The sequence below is a fragment of the Bdellovibrio sp. HCB209 genome (assembly GCF_047306065.1).
GTDB lineage: Bacteria > Bdellovibrionota > Bdellovibrionia > Bdellovibrionales > Bdellovibrionaceae > Bdellovibrio.
Genome location: NZ_CP178618.1, coordinates 2,000,163 through 2,018,125, shown reverse-complemented (window position 1 = coordinate 2,018,125; position 17,963 = coordinate 2,000,163). Strand labels below are relative to the sequence as shown.

General features: G+C 44.7%; 14 protein-coding genes. 10 read left to right on the top strand and 4 right to left on the bottom strand.

Annotation, left to right across the window (positions count from 1 at the left end):
- From era to ACLVWP_RS09820, 3 genes are read left to right on the top strand one after another with little or no spacing between them, the layout of a single operon-like run.
- Window positions 1-909, top strand: a complete 909-nt coding sequence (gene era, locus ACLVWP_RS09830; RefSeq protein ID WP_413557065.1) for a GTPase Era — start codon at window positions 1-3, stop codon at window positions 907-909.
- Window positions 887-2,236, top strand: a complete 1,350-nt coding sequence (der, locus tag ACLVWP_RS09825; protein WP_413557064.1) for a ribosome biogenesis GTPase Der — start codon at window positions 887-889, stop codon at window positions 2,234-2,236. Before era ends, der begins: the two co-directional genes overlap by 23 nt.
- The gene (locus tag ACLVWP_RS09820) at window positions 2,236-3,603 is read left to right on the top strand and encodes a sodium-dependent transporter (RefSeq protein ID WP_413557063.1); all 1,368 of its coding nucleotides are present in this window, start codon (window positions 2,236-2,238) and stop codon (window positions 3,601-3,603) included. Before der ends, ACLVWP_RS09820 begins: the two co-directional genes overlap by 1 nt.
- On the opposite strand, the gene ACLVWP_RS09815 is transcribed toward ACLVWP_RS09820, so the two are convergent.
- Window positions 3,600-4,388, bottom strand: a complete 789-nt coding sequence (locus tag ACLVWP_RS09815) for an outer membrane beta-barrel protein (protein ID WP_413557062.1) — start codon at window positions 4,386-4,388, stop codon at window positions 3,600-3,602. The genes ACLVWP_RS09820 and ACLVWP_RS09815 overlap by 4 nt on opposite strands.
- A gap of 108 nt (window positions 4,389-4,496) precedes the next feature.
- Window positions 4,497-5,096, bottom strand: a complete 600-nt coding sequence (locus ACLVWP_RS09810) for a glutathione peroxidase (protein WP_413557061.1) — start codon at window positions 5,094-5,096, stop codon at window positions 4,497-4,499.
- A 372-nt stretch (window positions 5,097-5,468) separates the two neighbouring features.
- Here ACLVWP_RS09810 and ACLVWP_RS09805 point away from each other — a divergent pair, with 372 nt between their 5' ends.
- The 6 genes from ACLVWP_RS09805 to ACLVWP_RS09780 all read left to right on the top strand — a co-directional run bounded on the left by ACLVWP_RS09805 (window position 5,469) and on the right by ACLVWP_RS09780 (window position 13,306).
- Complete coding sequence (locus ACLVWP_RS09805; RefSeq protein ID WP_413557060.1) at window positions 5,469-6,770, top strand: hypothetical protein; 1,302 nt, start codon at window positions 5,469-5,471, stop codon at window positions 6,768-6,770.
- Complete coding sequence (gene purB / locus ACLVWP_RS09800) at window positions 6,767-8,056, top strand: adenylosuccinate lyase (RefSeq protein WP_413557059.1); 1,290 nt, start codon at window positions 6,767-6,769, stop codon at window positions 8,054-8,056. Before ACLVWP_RS09805 ends, purB begins: the two co-directional genes overlap by 4 nt.
- Window positions 8,056-8,988, top strand: coding sequence for a S66 peptidase family protein (locus tag ACLVWP_RS09795; RefSeq protein WP_413557058.1), 933 nt, complete (start codon window positions 8,056-8,058; stop codon window positions 8,986-8,988). Before purB ends, ACLVWP_RS09795 begins: the two co-directional genes overlap by 1 nt.
- The gene (locus tag ACLVWP_RS09790; protein ID WP_413557057.1) at window positions 8,988-10,049 is read left to right on the top strand and encodes a serine hydrolase domain-containing protein; all 1,062 of its coding nucleotides are present in this window, start codon (window positions 8,988-8,990) and stop codon (window positions 10,047-10,049) included. The genes ACLVWP_RS09795 and ACLVWP_RS09790 overlap by 1 nt, the downstream gene beginning before the upstream one ends.
- Before the next feature lies 1 nt (window position 10,050).
- Entirely contained in the window at window positions 10,051-11,460 is a 1,410-nt protein-coding gene (mpl, locus tag ACLVWP_RS09785) for a UDP-N-acetylmuramate:L-alanyl-gamma-D-glutamyl-meso-diaminopimelate ligase (RefSeq protein WP_413557056.1), read from the top strand.
- A gap of 148 nt (window positions 11,461-11,608) precedes the next feature.
- Window positions 11,609-13,306, top strand: a complete 1,698-nt coding sequence (locus ACLVWP_RS09780) for a methyl-accepting chemotaxis protein (protein WP_413557055.1) — start codon at window positions 11,609-11,611, stop codon at window positions 13,304-13,306.
- A gap of 33 nt (window positions 13,307-13,339) precedes the next feature.
- On the opposite strand, the gene ACLVWP_RS09775 is transcribed toward ACLVWP_RS09780, so the two are convergent.
- Window positions 13,340-13,999, bottom strand: coding sequence for a transposase (locus tag ACLVWP_RS09775; protein WP_413557054.1), 660 nt, complete (start codon window positions 13,997-13,999; stop codon window positions 13,340-13,342).
- A 95-nt stretch (window positions 14,000-14,094) separates the two neighbouring features.
- Window positions 14,095-15,198 (bottom strand): winged helix-turn-helix domain-containing protein, encoded by a 1,104-nt coding sequence (locus tag ACLVWP_RS09770; protein WP_413557053.1) that lies wholly within the window; start codon window positions 15,196-15,198, stop codon window positions 14,095-14,097.
- Window positions 15,199-15,424: 226 nt separating this feature from the next.
- Here ACLVWP_RS09770 and mutS point away from each other — a divergent pair, with 226 nt between their 5' ends.
- Window positions 15,425-17,950: a DNA mismatch repair protein MutS gene (gene mutS / locus ACLVWP_RS09765; protein WP_413557052.1), complete on the top strand. Its 2,526-nt coding sequence runs from the start codon at window positions 15,425-15,427 to the stop codon at window positions 17,948-17,950.
- The last annotated feature ends 13 nt before the right edge of the window (window positions 17,951-17,963 follow it).

The following is a 17,963-nucleotide window of genomic DNA, read 5'->3' as shown; positions in this document are numbered from 1 at the left end:
ATGAGTTATAAGGCAGGATTTTTAGGATTAATCGGGCAGCCTAATGCCGGGAAGAGCACATTGATGAACTTCCTTGTCGACGAAAAAGTGTCGATCGTATCTGCAAAACCGCAGACAACACGCCGTCGTATCTTGGGTATGTGGACTTCCGACGCAGGCCAAGTGGTGTTTGTTGATGCTCCAGGTTTGATTAAAGCCGATAAAGGCTTGAATGCATTCCTAGCAAAAGAAGCTGAAGAAGTTATCAGAAACTCCGACGCCTTGTTGGCAGTTGTGAGTATTGATGAAGCGAAATCAGACGATGCTGAAAAAATCATCGACTTGGTTTCCTCTTCTAAGAAGCCTTGGATTGGTGTTGTTACTAAAACAGATATCGAAGACAAAGCTCACCGTGTTTTGATTTTGAAAAAGATGATCGAAGATAAGGGCGGTAAAGCGATTTCAGTCTCTGCAAAAACCTACAAAGGTGACCTTGAAGAGCGCGAAGCTATCTTGATCGAGTGCTTGGGTATTTTGCCTGAGTCTCCAGCTCCATTGTATGATTCTGAAATCTTCACGAATGAAAATGTTCGCGACATGGTTTGCGAAATCATCCGTGAAAGATGTTTCGATAATCTTCACCATGAAGTTCCGTACCATATTGCAGTACGTATCATAAAATTTGATGAAACGGGTGTTATGCCTAAGATCTACGCTGAGATCTTGGTCGGTCGCGAAAGCCAAAAAGCTATCGTTATCGGTAAAGGTGCATCTGTGATCAAGCAAATCGGCATGGAAGCTCGTAAAGAGATCGAAAAGCTGATGGATCAAAAAGTATTCTTGGATCTAAAAGTCCAAGCGAAACCAGAGTGGTTTGATAATAAACGTATTATGAAGGAGTTGGGCTATGTCACAGAATCAGAGGACTGAGTTCGCTCCTAAGGTGGCGATCATTGGTCGCCCCAACGTAGGTAAATCTACTCTATTCAATATTATCACTGAGACTCGTAAGGCCGTGGTTAAAAATCAGGCTGGAGTCACTCGCGATATCATGATCGAACCTGTTGATATCTGGGGTAAGCAATTCGATTTGATCGATACAGGTGGTATTACTGAAGCTGGTGATATTTTCTCTAAATTGATCAAAGAACAAGTTTCTGAGTTTCTTCACTCTGTAGACTACATCATTGCGGTGATGGATGGTCGTGCAGGTTTGATTCCGGAAGATCGTGATATTATCCGCGTAGCAAAGCAAACGGGTAAACCATTCTTGTTGGTTATCAATAAAGTGGATAGCACTCAAGACGAAGAGATGGCGAAAACTGATTTCTATGAATTCGGTGTCGACATTGTTTCAGCGGCGTTCGAGCAACGTCGTGGTATCGGTCAGATCCTTGAGTGGGTTGTAGATCAAATTCCTGAACAAACATTCACTTACGACAAAGGGATGAAAATCGCTATCGTTGGTAAGCCGAATGTGGGTAAGAGCTCGATCTGTAATCGTATCTTGGGTGTGAACCGTATGATGGTATCTGATATCGCAGGTACGACGATCGATGCGGTGGACTCTCCGTTCGTTTACAATGATAAGAACTATACTTTGGTGGATACAGCGGGTTTGCGTAAATCTCGCCGTCGTGAAGAAGATCTAGAGATCATCTCTGCGTTTAAATCCCAGGAGTCTATCCGTAGAGCTGACTTGATCTTGTTGATGATCGATGGAACTCAAGGTCCTTCAGATCAAGATGCGCGTATCATGCAGTCTATCTTGGAAGACCATAAAGGTGTGATCGTTGTTGCGAATAAATCCGACATCGGTGGCGCTGAGATTCCTGAATACCGTAAAACATTCCGTGACCAGTGTGAGCGCGTGTTCCACTTTTTCACAGATGTAAATATCGTATTTACGAGCGCAAAATCGGGTCAAGGTATTGATGACTTGTTCGAGATGATCGAAAAGGTTTCTGAACAAATCAACTTCCGTATCCCAACTCGTGATATGAATGATTTCTTCTTTGAGACGATCCGTAAAACTCCAGCTCCGGTTTGGGGTACTACGAACGTGAAGTTCTATTATGTGACTCAAACATATCAACGTCCTCCGGCGTTTATCGCGTTTGCGAATCATCCAGATGGCGTTACGAACTCTTACCGCCGTTTCTTGATTAAACACATCAAGGAAAAATGGGATCTTCACGGTTTGCCGATTCGTATCTTCTGTATGAAATCTCGCCGTGGTGCGAACATCGAGGAATAATGCTTAAACGCGGCTCGTGGAGAACACGCTTTGGATTTTACCTGTTGGCCGTAGGCTCTGCCTGCGGTCTGGGGAATCTTTGGCGTTTTCCCTATGTGGTCGGTGAAAATGGAGGCGGTGCCTTCATTTTGCTTTATGTGTTCTTGTCCTTAGCTGTCGGTGCACCAATGCTGATCGCAGAGCTGATGTTGGGTAAAAACACCCGCCGCTCCGTGATCGTAGCCACAGACATGATGGGGCAGAAGGCAAAAAAGAATTTCCGCTGGGTTGGGCGCTTAGCCGTTTTAGTCAGTGTCGTCGTATTTTCTTACTATGCAGTTATCAGTGGTTGGGTTTTGCATTTCATGACTCAATTCTTTACTTCGATGTTTTTGGATGTCGAGGGGGCCGCTAGTAAAACGAATTTGGCGGCGTTGATGTCGAATGGCTGGTTGCAAGTGATGCTTGCCAGTGCCCACGTCCTGATTACTGTCGTCGTCGTACTTAAAGGTGTTCAAGAGGGTTTGGAGAGATGGATCAGCTATATGATGCCTCTTTTTGCCTTCTTGGTGGCTGTTTTGTTGGTGAAGTCTTTCTCGCTGCCATCCACACCCGAAGTCATGCGCTTTTTATTCTATCCTGATTTTTCTAAGTTAACATTGTCGTCGTTGATTCACGCCCTGGGACACGTGTTCTTTACGTTGTCTGTGGGTTTTGGAACGATGGTGACTTTCGGGTCTTACCTGCGCGACGAAGATCACGTTCCAACTGCGGGCTTCCGTGTGGCCTTGGTTGATACCTTGATTTCCTTGGTTGCGGTGGTGATGATCTTCCCGGTGGCTTTCCAAGCCTCCAACGTGCCATTGACGGATCCTGCATTGATGTTTGAGGTCTTACCTCGTTATCTGTTGGGGATTCCTGGTGGAGCCTTGTTCGGATTGATCTTCTTTGTTTGTCTTTACTTGGCAGCTTTGAATGCCAGCATCGGTCTTTTGGAAGTTGTCGTATCGAACTTGGTGGATCGTAATAAGTCCATGCAGCGCGGTCGTGCGACTTGGTATGCGGGGGCGGCGGCCCTAGTGCTTGCGATCTTGCCAGCGCTTTCTAGCTCAGTTCTAAAGACTGTGCGTATCAGTGGTCGCTCTTTGATTGAGTCTCTGGATTCTATTTTGATCAATTGGTTCTTGCCGCTCGTGGCACTTGGGATTTTGTGGGTGTTTTATCAAGGCACCACAGAAAAAGAAAAAGAAACCAGTTTTATCGATCGCGATAAATTCGTTTCTTTCTCGATGTATTCACACTGGATTATTATTCTGAAGTGGGTTGCACCCGCAGTGATCCTGTTAGGGTTCGGTCTGCAGGTGATCGCTCTGTTTTACGATAATTAGAAATTCATACCCAAGATAAATGTGAAGTCATAAAGGTCACCAGAAAGATTCTTTTCTAGCTTCTCTGAACCTTGCACATAGGATTTGTTTTCATCTGAAAAGTTAACGTAATGATAGGCAGCTTGAAGGCCCAGGTAGGCTTTCTTACGCATCAATGGGATCTCCACACCGGCACCCACGTCGAAACCCATTGTTGAGTCACGGCTGTAAGAGTCGATACCAGAGATTGTATACGTACGATAGAACTGACCCAGACCACCTAAGATATAAGGGTTCAAATCAGCCAAACCGCGCGTTACGTTTTGCGTGTTCAAGTAGTACTTCAAGTCAAAGTTGATCGAAGTCATCGAAACAGTACCGCTGTAGTTATTCACAGGGTTACCGCCCGCATCGATCGTCGAAAACTTCACGGCATGGTCACCTGTTTGGAAACCCAAATTCAGAGCCAAGCGAAGATCAAAGAAGTAACTCAAGAACAAACCGAAAGACGGTGCCGCAGAATACTGGTCAGCAAAGTTACCAGTAAAGCCACGATAACCACCGGCTAGACCGACAGTAAAGAAGCGACCGTTACGGAAAAAGTTAACGTCGGCCTCTTCGTCAGAGTCCTCGTCAAATTCACTGTAATCAGAAAATGGATCGAAAGCCTCATCGGGATCAGATTGAGCGATGAGATATTGTTTTTGATCAGAGCTTTGGGCATGGGAGTAAGAAGGCAATAGCATTCCCGCAGCCAACACAAAAGCCAGAAGGCCAGAATGTAGAATAGTTCCCGTGGTTTTCACAGTTCCCCCTCTTAATATTATCGAGAGAAACAGCCAAAAACTTCAGACAAATTTGAGAAATACGCCGAAGTTCCAAGAGCCTGTTTCAATATGAGACACCTAAGTTTCCTAGAGGGGCTCGTTCAGTGCTTTTTCAATCGCTTCAACAACTTTATCCGAAGAAGGTTTGGTGATCGAAGTCCAGCGCTCAATGACCTGGCCCTTACGATTGATCAAAAACTTCTCAAAGTTCCAGCTAACATCTTTAAAAATAATCCCCGGCTTTTGCTCCGTCAGGAACTGATAAACAGCCTGTTTATCTTTACCAGTAACCGGCGCCTTATCAAAAAACGGAAACGTGCATCCATACTCTTTCTTAGCAAAAGACTGCACCTCAGAGTTGTCGCCTTTTTCCTGCTTAAAATCATTAGAAGGAAAAGCCAAAACCACAAAACCACGATCCGCATACTTCTTATAAAGCATCTCTAGGTCTTTAAGCTGCGGAGTAAACCCACACTGCGAAGCCGTGTTAACCACCAACACAACCTTCCCACGATAAGTAGAAAAATTAACTTTCTTCCCACCAATATCATTAGCAGAAAGCTCATAAAAACTCTGAACCTTCTCCGAAGAAGTCTTATTAGCCTCAGTCGAAGTCTGAGCAAACCCCACCAAAGAAGTTAAAGTAACAACTGAAGAAACAAAGCCAACAACCCAAGAACGAAACATAAAATTTCCCCATGCAGTTTGTAGTAAAATCACTTCCAAATGATACGCGCCATCCTGGCAAAAACAACCCCAATGAAGCACGCACCAAAAAGCAAAATGCCCACAAACAAAGCACTTCTTCAAGCTTGAGAGGGGGAAGGGACTCTACGCAGCGACCTCCGTCGGCGCACGATGCGCGAACCGGCAAAGCCGGCGACGGTGAGGCAAGGATGCCGTGTCGCGGAGTAGCGTCCCTTCCCCCTCTCAAGCTTGCACGGAGAGCCCAGTCCAAGAGGGCATTTTCCCATTTGGCGCAGTGCGAATCTTTGACTTGGGGATAGTATGAATTTCTAATTGATTTGAATATCTTAGCTAACTTTTGGGGTGATTTAGATGGAGCTTCGCAGTCCCATAGTCATAGTCTCTGCTTTTGGTCGCGGTCATTGGTTGGCAGCAGCTCTTTCACGCGAGGGAATCAAGACGACTCTTGTTGATGTGTCTTCGAAGTTGGGCGTGTGGCCTTCCGAAGATCTAGAAGGTCCTTTCGGTTTTTTCCGTAACGAACGCATTTCTGAATCACAAATGGAACGCCTGTATTCCGACGACTCTTTCGAAGAGTTGCACAACGGTTTTACCTTGTGGCTTCCGGAAGGTCCTCTTGAGTGCAAGGGGCCTTTGACAAAATTCAAAGTTGAAAATTCGTCTTTAGCTCCGCAAGTGAAAGAAGTCTTGCTGACGAATGCTCCAGATAAGTTGCAAAGATCAGTCAGTCGTAATGTGACGTCTTTTGATTTTGATCAGAGCTGGCTTTTGCATTTTGCTCATCAGTGGGCGGGAACAACGTTTAAGCCCAATGCGACGGCAGCGACTGTTGGTGGATCTCTGCCTTTGTTTTCTTCATTCCTGGTTCGTCAGGCGACACGTGATGGTTTGGAAAAATCTTTTGCGTGGTTGCGTGATAAAGGCGTTGAAGTTATTAAACCACAAAAAATCGTGGATGCTTCGTTCGGTGCTGGTAAGACAATCACGGGTCTTGAGATCGCGGGTGAAAACCAAGGTCTGTTGAAACTAGAACAACTCGTTTGGACTCTGTCTTCAGAGGAAACTTATTTCCTAAACGAACGCTTGGGTAAGTATTTCTTCAACGAAGGACCGCTAGAATCTGAATGGTGCTGGGTGCGCTATCGCGTGTCGTTGCAAGGTTGCACGGAGCGTGATGGTCTTCCGCTGCACACAGTTTTGCTGGATGATGTGAGTTCTCCTTGGACTCATGAAAACATGATGGTCTTACAAAGAACATCTTCTGCAGAACAGTTCGACGTGTGGATGAGAATTCCAACCGTCCAACGTTTCAATAAAGAATATCTAACGAATCGCAGTTTGCGTATGAAAGATATTTTGCTTCGCCGTATGTCTTTGGCGGCGCCGGAAGTTTTAAGCTTCCCGCAAGAATATTATTATACTTATGCCCAGTTGGGAGCTCCGCGCTTCCCAGTGTTTTCGTCTAAGCACACGTCACGTCGTGGTCGTGTTGCTTTCGGGAATTTGCATTTGGATGGTCCTGAAGTATGGCCGCATTTTGCGTGGACAGCAATGTTTGCTCGCAATGAGTTGTCATTGATGCACATCCAAAATTGGTGGAAAGAAAAACTTTTGAAAGAACAAAAAGAGAAGCGAAAGGAAGCCGGTCAGTGATCGAACGTTACACACGCCCTGAGATGGGTCTTATTTGGGATGCAGATCAACGATTTGGCAAGATGATGCAAGTTGAAATCACAGTCGCACAGGTGCAAGCGGAGTTGGGATTGATTCCTAAAGTCGCAGCCAAGGCGATTGCGCAAAAATCACGTTTCAATGTTAAGCGCATCTCTGAAATTGAAAAAGAAACTAAGCACGACGTGATCGCCTTCGTTAGTAACGTGGCTGAAAATGTGGGACCTCACGGAAAATACATTCACTTCGGTATGACGTCTTCGGATGTTTTGGATACTGCTTTTAGTTTACAGGTTCGCGAAGCGGGTCAAGTTTTGATGGGCTCGATCATTCGTTTAGAAAAATCGATGCAGTCTTTGGTTGCTAAACATGCAGAAACTTTGTGTGCGGGTAGAACCCACGGCATGTTTGCAGAGCCAACGACATTCGGTTTCAAAATGGCTGGCTTCTTGATGGAGCTTCGTCGTAATAAAAAACGTGTCAAAGAAGCTTTGGATAACATGATGATTTGTAAATTGAGTGGTGCTGTTGGCACATACTCAAGCCAATCTCCCAAAGTCGAAGCAATGGTGGCGCGCAAGCTTAAATTGAAACCAGAACCGATTGCGACTCAAGTGATTCCACGCGATCGTCATGCAGAAATGATGATTTCCTTGGCGATGATCGGGACAGGACTTGAGCGCTTGGCAGTGGAGCTTCGTCATTTGCAACGCAGTGAAGTTGCCGAAGTAACGGAAGGTTTCACGAAGGGACAAAAAGGCTCCTCAGCCATGCCTCATAAGAAAAATCCTATCAGCGCAGAAAACATCACAGGACTTTCTCGTTTGTTGCGTGGCTATGCTTTAACAGCGATGGAAAACGTGGCTTTGTGGCATGAACGCGACATCAGTCACTCCTCTGTTGAGCGGGTGATTTTCCCAGATGCATTCATCGTTGCTGATTATGCGATTCATCGCATGAGTATTTTGCTGGATGGTCTAGAAGTGAATAAAAAACGCATGAGTGACAACATCGATAGCTCGCAAGGGCAGTTGTTCAGTTCTCACGTGTTGTTGGCATTGGTTGCGAAAGGTCTTCGTCGTGAAGATGCCTATGCATTGGTGCAAAGACTTTGTCATTCCTTGGGTTTTGGTGAACATCTAAAAGACCGCTTGATGGGCAGTGACGAAGCTCGTGCGCTGTTGAAACCAAAAGAGATCGAAGAGATCTTTACGGGTAAGAAACACAAAAAATCGATCAAAGATATTATCAAGAGAGTAAAAGCGTAATGACACGTTGGAAGTTTTTTAAAGAAGGCGACATCATCGATGTGGTAGCTCCGGGTTACCCTTCGCAGCCCCATGAGGTGGATGGTGCTCGTGATTTTCTTTTGAAATGGAATTTGGTTCCACGCATTCCTAAAGACATCATCAAGCCGCACTTCTTGCATGCGAATGAGGATGAGGCGCGTTTTGAGTTTTTGAAGGCTGCGATTCAATCCAAAGATTCTAAAGTGATCTGGTGCATGCGTGGTGGTTACGGAAGCAACCGCCTGATCCCTATGCTTGCAAAGCTTAAGAAACCAAAAGAGCCGAAACTTTTGATCGGTATCAGTGATATTACGTCACTCCATACATTCCTGATTCAGGAGTGGGGTTGGTCGACGTTGCACGCACCTCTTTTGGATCGTTTGGGACGTAACTTGGTGGCTCCGAAATTTGAAAAAGAGCTGCACAATGTTTTGTTCGGTAAAGAGACCGAAATTGAATTTAAAAAACTAAAGCCACTCAATGATCAGGCACGTAACATAAAACTTATGAAGTCCCGTATCGTCGGTGGCAACCTGGCTGTCTTACAAACAACCTTGGGAACTCCTTGGCAGATTGATGCGAAGAAGTCTTTCTTGTTCCTTGAAGACACGGGTGAGCGCGGTTATCGCGTTGATAAAATGCTTGAGCATATGCGCCAGGCGGGCGTGTTTAAGCAATGCCACGGTTTGATCTTAGGTGATTTCATTGGTGGCAATGAACCTGGATCTGATTCCAGTAAATTAAAACAAGTATTCAAACGTTGGTCTGCAGACCTGGAGATTCCTATTTTCCAAGGTCTTGAAGCGGGTCACGATGTTATTCAGAGACCGGTACCTTTAAACACTTCATGCGTTCTGACTCAAAAGAACGGTAAGGTCCATCTCAGTATCGAAACAGGAGGAAAAGCTTAATGAAATTTTCAATTCTTGAAAAGAATTTGATCAGCCAACTTGAAGATCGTATTCGTGATACGACTCCTGGGGTTATGGTGCGTGCTTATCAAGGTGGTCGCATTATTTGTGACGTGGCTGTTGGTAATACCTACGCTTATTATGATTTCGCCAGCGTTACGAAGGTGATCTTTGCGCAGCAAGCGATGATGTACGCTTACGAGTTGGGTAAATGGACTTTCGATTCTAAAGTCGCAGAGTTTTTGCCGTGGTTTCCTTCCAAAGAAACTAAAATCACAGAGCTTCTGACTCACAGTTCAGGCTTGCCTTGGTGGTTGCCTTTTTATCAAGAGATCAATATGTCGTTGTCTCGTGAAAAGCGTCGCGATCAACTGCGCGATATCATCAAGGATTTGAAACTTGAGAAGTCTGAAACGGCTGTCTATTCCGATGTAGGTTTCTTGGTCTTGGGTTATATTCTTGAAGTGATCTTTGAAAAGCCACTTTTGGATGTATGGACAGATACAAAGAACAAGTTCTATGCAGGAACGACTTTGGAGTTCCATCCAGACAACGTGACTTCGACGAAGCTTTCGTTGTTTGCGCCGACTGAAGAGTGCCCTGTTCGTAAAAAACTTGTGCAAGGTGAAGTCCACGATTTGAATTGCTGGTCTTTTGGTGGCGTTTCTACGCATGCCGGTCTTTTTGGTAGCATCGATGATTTGGGTTGGTACTCACTGCATTTGCGCTCCCAGATTTTAGGGATTGCAAGATACAGCATCCGTCAAAAGACGGCTCAGTTGTTTGCTAAGCGTGCTTTGCCAGAAGGTAAGGGCGACTGGGCAATGGGTTATATGATGCCAACACCGGGATCTGCGAGCTGTGGAAATTACTTCTCGCTTGATTCTATCGGACACACGGGGTTCACGGGAACTTCGGTTTGGTATGATCCTAAGATGGACATGAGCGTAAATATTCTTTCTAACCGCGTTTTGTATGGTTCTGAAAATAAGGCCTTTGCAAAATTGCGTTCAGAAATTCACAATTGGATTGTTGAAAATTACAGAAGATCTGGAGTTTAAGATGGACTTGAAACCTGGTAGTCATATTCACTTGATGGGGATCTGCGGGACGGCAATGGCGTCGCTTGCGGGTTTGTTAAAAGATCGCGGTTACAAAATCACAGGCAGTGATATGAACCCGTATCCTCCGATGTCAACTCAGCTGGAAAGCTTGGGAATTAACATCCAAAAAGGATACAAAGCGGAAAACCTGAACCCGAAGCCAGACTTTGTGATCGTGGGAAATGTGATTTCTGCGAACAACGAAGAGGCCCAAGAGTTGATGAAGCTTGGAATCCCATATACGTCTTTGCCTAAAGCTATGGGCGAGTTCATTATCGGTGACCGCGAGAGTGTGGTTATCTCTGGGACTCACGGCAAAACTACGACGACATCTATGATGTCTTGGGTTGCTGAAAATGCGGGTAAGAAGCCAGGTTTCTTAATCGGTGGTATTCCTAAGAATTTCTCTCAAAGCTTTAAAAATCCAGAAGGCAATCTGTTCGTTATCGAAGGTGACGAGTACGACACGGCATTCTTTGATAAAGTTCCAAAGTTTGTTCACTACAAACCAAAGCACGTCGTTTTGACTTCTGTGGAATTCGATCACGCGGATATCTATAAAGATCTTCAAGCAGTGAAAGATTCTTTCGCGAAGCTTATGCATTTGATTCCTGAAAATGGAACATTGCTAGCTTGTGCCGAAGATAAAAACGTGATGGAGCTTCGTAAGCTTTGCAAAGCTAAAAACTCATTCACTTATGGGTTTGCAGCTGATTCTGACTTTAGAGCCAAAGTGATGTTCCAAAATGAAAAAGGCATTGGTTTCGAAGTTCACCATAAAGGTGAAATTCTAGGGCCTTACAATATGCAAATCACAGGGGATTACAACATCCTGAATGCAACGGCTGTGGTTGCGATGTCTAAGATTCTTGGATTCTCTGAAAATAGAATCCAAATTGCCTTGGAATCTTTTGAGGGCGTGAAACGTCGTCAGGAAATCTTGGGTGAGCCGAATGGTATTCTAGTGATCGAAGATTTCGCTCACCATCCAACGGCTGTTCGTGAAACTGTTAAAGGTATTCAAAAGAAATATCCAGGCAGAAAAGTATTCTCTATTTTTGAACCAAGAAGTGCGACATCTCGCCGTAAAGTTTTCCAGCAAGATTACGTGGAAGCATTTAAAGGCTCTCACGAAGTGATGTTGGCAAAAGCTTTTGATCAAACGAAAATTGATGAAGCTAATCGTTTCTCCTCTCACGAGTTGGTCGCTGACTTGAAGTCTTCAGGTGTAACTGCGGAAGATTTCGATAGTGCTGATCAAATCGTGGGTGCATTGAAGGCTCGCGCGAAACGTGGAGATGTGATTTTGATCATGTCGAACGGTGGCTTCGATGGCATCTATACCAAGCTGATGAAAGCATTAGAGTAAATACTACGAGCCCGGTTTATACCGGGCTTTTTTATTTCTTTAACTACTCCTTAACAGTCTCTTATCTCATTTAGAGAATCCTACAATTCTTCCACTAAACGCCGATAAAGCAGGGTCTAGAATGATCCACGAACGTTAAGAGGAAGAAATGAAATCCTTATTTCAAGGCATTAAAGGGAAACTTTTTTTAGCTGCATTCGTACCGATGTTTGGTTTTGCAGCGGTCTGCTATTTCACTTACACAGGTGTTTCTTATGTGAGTGGAATGTTGAACAACGCCTACACAAATGAGCTTCCGAATGTTGAAGCCTTAGGCGAAGTTGAGGGTGGGCGCGCTCGTATCGGTCAGTATCTTTGGGGAGCTGTCGCGAACCTTGAGCATCAAAAACGCCGTGACATCTATGTTACGAAGCTTGAGGAAGCGTTGAACGAATACAAAGCTGCGATCAAAGATTATGAGGACTCTGCCAATATGGCGGGGGAAGCAGAAATCTATGCACCGATGAAAGCGAACCACGAAAAATACGTGGGCTACGTGACTGGTTTTATCGCTGATTTAAAAGTACCTACTCCTGAATCCTATGAAAAAGTTCGTGCGGCCGCTGCGGAAGGTCCTTATCAGGCTTCTTCAGTTCAAGTAAAGCAAACGACGATTAAGCTCAATGATCTTTATAAAAAACAGATCGAAATCAACAATGCGAAACAAAAAGCAGATACTCAGCAGATCTTTCAATGGTTGTTCGGTATCAGTGCCGGGTGTGCATTCCTTGTGTTTGCAGTGTTGTACTTCATCGGTACGCGTGTAAGTACTTCTGTGGGAAGTGCAGTTCATAAGATCACAGAGTCGGGGAGCCAAGTTAATCTGGCGATCGCACAGCTTTCTCAAGCTGGTCAGTCTTTATCACAATCCTCGACGGAATCAGCGGCTTCTTTAGAAGAAACCGTGGCGGCTCTTGAGGAAATGAGCTCGATGGTACAAATGAACTCTGACAATGCGAAACAGGCAGCAAGCTTGTCGCAAAATTCCCGTTCCTCTGCGGAAGACGGGGAACGTGAGATTAAAAGACTTGTGGATTCAATGCATGGTATTTCTTCGTCATCTAGAAAGATCGAAGAGATTATTAATGTGATCGACGATATCGCCTTCCAAACAAATCTATTGGCATTAAACGCAGCCGTAGAGGCGGCCCGTGCTGGTGAGCAGGGTAAAGGTTTTGCTGTGGTGGCAGAGGCAGTTCGTACGCTGGCACAGAGATCTGCGGTGGCTGCAAAAGATATCACTGGCTTGATTAAACAATCCGTTCAGCAAATTGAAGAGGGAACGGATATGGCTGATAAATCGGGCGCGGTATTAAATAATATCGTGACGTCGATTAAGAAAGTGTCTGATCTTAATAACGAAATCGCAGCAGCAAGTTCCGAGCAAACAACGGGAATTCAGCAAATCAGCAAGGCGATGAATCAGTTGGATCAAAGCTCTCAATCAAATGCGGCTTCTTCTGAAGAAATCGCGTCAACTTCAGAAGAAATTGCCTCACAAGCAGGCCAAATGAATAAGCTGATTGTTGAGTTGAGTGATAATGTCTTGGGTAAAACAAAATCCGAAGAATCCGTAGTTCACGAAGAGCAAAAGGCTCACGCACCAGTTGCAAAAAAATCTGCAACCAAAGCGCCAGTGAAATCAAGCTCATCATCGAACGTCGTGAAATTCAAAACACAACCAAAATCAGCTCCAGCGGCTACAGCACCGAAAGTCCTAAAAAAGACGGGCACCTCATCCGACATTATTCCATTCGATGATGACGAGGGCGATGACCGTAAAGTAGGAACAACCGACGGCTTCTAAAAGGCGCCTGCCGGTTTTTAGGAACGCAATCCGTTATATTTCTAAAGAAGATAGGGCGTTTGTTCGCCCTGTCTTTTGATTTTTCCCTGATACCTTAAAGACTTTTTTCTTGAGGGCTGTGCGAATCAGGTCTTCCTCGCCAGAGGCTGGTGTTTCATTTACCCAGCGCAGTACTTTATCGATATCTGATTGTAAGAATGAGTCAGGACTAATTGGAAAGTTTAGTTTTCCTTTGCCCAATTTTCTATGCAGCGTGGAAAATTCGTATTCTTCCGCACGAATTGAGATGCACGCTTCAATAGGGTTTCGATAAACATACTTATAGACATGATGAAGATAGAAATTACTGTCGATAAGCGACTTATGAAATCTTCCTCCATAGAGTTGATTAATTCTTCCAGACGCATTTGATATTTGGCGACTTGTTTCACCCATGAAATAGTTCATCGCTTCGCTCAAGTTACCATCGGGTGACCTTGCTATCAGGTGAAAATGGTTGGACATAAGGACGAAAGACAATACGTCGATCTTGTAAGCATTAGAAATAAAGAACAGGTAGTCTTCCATAATGTTCCATACCTGGCTAATTGGAATCGGAAAGTTATCTTTATTTAGGCAGCGAGCAGTAATGTGATAGGGAAGTTCGGTTGAGTTTGGAATGATTTTTCTGGGCATAGCTAATGGGGTTGCCATAGTCGTTCCATAGGCAATTTACTTTACCGTTGATTTGAGTAATTTACTTGTATGAATCCCGGATGCAATGCGTTCCTAAAAACCGGCAGGCGCCTTTAGGACATTTTTATGGAGATGGATTGCGGGATGTAATAGCCCGCTCTGTCTCTGAGAATATATCTTGGCGAGTCTGGGGTGGGTTCTAGCAAGACTCGCAGTCTTTTTATCGAAACATAAACTAAATTGTCGTGCACGGACGGATCGTAAGGGAGATTCCAGATCTTTTCGATCAGGTCTTCTTTGGTATAGCGTTGGCCTGGGTTTGCGGCGAAGGCTGTTAAAAGATCAAAGAGGATGTGTTGGTTTTTGAAATTCACACTGCCTTTATCTCTAGCTTTCACATTGAAAAACTCAGGATCGATAATCAGATCACTTTCAAAAGCATTGGACTCTTCCTGGGAGAACTTTTGATTTACGATATGGTACAGGCGAGGGTGTTTCTTTTGGTCTAAGCCACGAACCACCAGCGTAATATAAATCTCCGCAGAGGAATTCTTGCCACTGTGTTTGTGAATTACCGCCAACTGAGTCAGGATATTTAGACTGAGATAATGAAGGTCGCCCTTCATCGCTTTTTCGTAACATAACCACAAAAGTTCAGAGGCCTTGTCGTACTCTTTCAGAGCGACGTACACGTGGCTTTTTAAAAACAGACAGCTGATTCTTAAGTCTTCAAGTTGCAGTTGATCCAGAATGATCAGTGCCTTATCTGCCAAAGACATCGCTTTCTGGGGCTTGCCACCAATAACCCCCGCAAAGGACAAAGCATGCAGAGATCTCGCGACATATTCAAAGTTTTGGTGTTTGGTGGCCGTTACCAAAGCTTGCTCAAAATAGTTCTGAGCTTTAGGCAGAGTCCCATCGACAGTTTCCCAAAGGCCCAAGAGATGAAAAGCTTCGGGAACAATTTCTTCAGGAACGAGATCTAATTTTTCTAAAAGTTCTTTTCGTAAGAACGTTACTTCCTGCGTGGTGAGCAGTTCGTTGTGGCTTTGAAAAGCGATGCGAGCACTCTGAATCCAGAGTGAACTGTTTTCGGCCAGCGAGGTGGAGGCGCAGATTGCCAACGCAGATTCAATCGCATCTTGAAATTTTCCAAGTTGGTAAAAACCTTGCGGGTGTTGAATTTGGCCTGAGTTGGAAAGTGAGTTCTTCGGCATGGGACGTTTAACTATTCCTGAAAAAGAGGTTCGTCAATATCTTACACGAAGTGAAATTGTCAGGCGGCAGTAATGCCTTCATTTTTAGCATTGAGGGCAAAAAGTGATCCAATAAATGACTGGAACTTATACTCTGATAATGGTCTGCGGCATAAGTGATAATTCCGAGGAGAAACGGTCGTTTTCTTTTGAAACCTGCCAGGGGTTTCGCTAACTTTTTTCACCTATGTCAGCGAATCTTACACCACTAATGAAGCAGTACTGGGACATTAAATCTGTCCATCAAGATAAAGTTCTCCTATTCCGCATGGGCGACTTTTTTGAAATGTTCTTTGATGATGCGGTCAAAGCGGCTCCCGTTTTAGGGATCGCTCTTACTCAGCGAAATAAAAAATCTGCCGATGAAACTCCGATGTGCGGTATGCCTCACCACTCTGTGGCGGGTCCTATCAATAAACTTTTAGCGCACGGTTTTAAGGTCGCGATTTGCGATCAGCTGGAAGATCCTAAAGCGGCGAAGGGGATTGTGAAGCGTGGGGTGACTCGCGTTCTAACTCCGGGCATGGTTTATGACTCTGACACTTTGGATGGAACAAAACCTCACTACCTGGTTTCTTTGGATCAAGACTCGATCAGTTTCTTGGATTCAACGACAGGTGAAGCGTTCTTCTTTAAATCTAAAAATCCTCAGGAGCTTTTGCGTTTCGTACAGATCTTGCCAGTGGCAGAGATCGTTATCGCAAAAGAACACGAAGCCTTGCTTGCGGGACTTGAGAGCATTTTGATTTCTTATCACGAAGAGTTGATGGAATCTGACAATACACTTCTAGTGAACGCAGCTCCACATTCAGCAGCAAGACTTTTAAGTTATGTTCGTCAGTTGTCCGGCGATGAGGCTCTAAAAACTCTTTCTCCATTTGTGGAAAGAGACCTAGAACACCGTTTGGATATTTCCAGTACAACGCTAAGACACTTAGAAGTGTTCTCGACTTATAAGGGTGAAGGCCTAGGCAGTTTGTTTCATGCGATCAATCGTACGCAAACATCTGCGGGCAGCCGTTTGCTTCGTCAATGGTTAAGCTTCCCACTTCGCGATATAAAAGCGATCGAGAATCGTCTAAATTCAGTCGAGTTTTGGCGCAATCACGTTTTGGAATTGAAACGTGCTCGTCAGATCTTGGGTCAGATGGGCGATATCGAACGTCGTTTGGGTAAAATCTCACAACCTCAATGCAATGGTCGTGATTTGTTAGCATTAGCGGGCAGTGTGCATGCTGGTATTTCTGCGCTTGAGGTTTTCATTCAAGCCAGTGGTTCCACAGGTAATTTTGAACACCTTCGCGAGCTAGCGTACCGTATCGAACGCACTTTGGTTGAAGACCCACCTTTGGCGACAAAGCAAGGCTACTTGATCCGTCACGGTGTTTCGACAGAGCTTGATGAGTTGATCGATCTATCGACAAATGCACAAGCGCTTGTTGCTAAAATGGAAGCGGAAGAAAAAGAAAAGACGGGAATCTCCAGTCTGAAAATCCGCTACAACAACGTTTTCGGTTACTACATTGAAATTACGAATTCTCACAAAGACAAAGTTCCTGCGAACTATCAACGTAAGCAAACTTTGACGAATGCAGAACGCTATTGCACAGACGAGTTGGTAGAGCTTGAAAGAAAAGTTCTTTCTGCCAATACGAAACGTGCCGACCTAGAGTTTGAATTCTTTGAGGCTCTTCGTAAGGATATTTTGTCTCAATGCCCAGCGCTTTTGACTTTGGCGCATGAGTGCAGCGAGATGGACGTGATCTCAAGCTTGGCTTGGTTAAGTCTTGAGGAAAAATACACGCGTCCTCAATTTACAGAAAATAATTCGTTGCAGTTGAAAGCCAGCCGTCATCCGGTGGTAGAGCAAACTGTAAAAACAAACTTTGTCGCTAACGATATCGAACTTCACCCGCACTCGTGCTTGTTGTTAACTGGACCGAATATGGCCGGTAAATCAACATTGATGCGTCAGGTGGCTTTGAATGCCATTATGGCTCAAATGGGATCTTATGTTCCAGCGGACGAAGCGAAGCTTCCGATCTTTGATGCGATCTTCACCCGTATCGGTGCAAGCGATCAGTTGTCAGAAGGTCTTTCAACTTTCATGGTTGAGATGACAGAAACTTCCGCGATGCTTAAGAACGCGACTAAAAACTCTCTAGTAATTCTGGATGAGGTGGGTCGTGGTACGAGCACATTCGATGGTATGTGTTTGGCGCAATCAATCCTTGAGCATTTGTTGAGTGAAGTAAAAGCACTGACGTTCTTTGCAACTCACTACCATGAGTTGACGACGCTTGATCAAAGCTATGGTCAAATCACGAACTCTCATATGACAGTGGCTGAAAGAAACGGCGAAATCCGCTTCCTTCATACTTTGGTTAAAGGTCCAGCTTTGAAATCCTACGGGGTTCAAGTTGCGGAATTGGCAGGTTTGCCAGCATCGGTTACGAAGCGTGCGAAAAGCTTGCTTCGTGAAATCGAGTCCAAGCGTGTTCAAGCCAGCAGCCAGTTGTCGTTGTTAGATCACGTGGATGAGACTCATGTCTCCCCAGAAATCAGTTCTGTGGAAGTCCCAGTGGTTCCAGAAAACGTAAAATCGCTTATGGACGAGATGAGAAAATACCCATTGATGCAAACAAGCCCACTTGAAGTGATGAGCCAGGTTGCTAAGTGGAAGGAAATCGCTGAAAACACCAGCTTGCAATAGGGACTGAATTGGC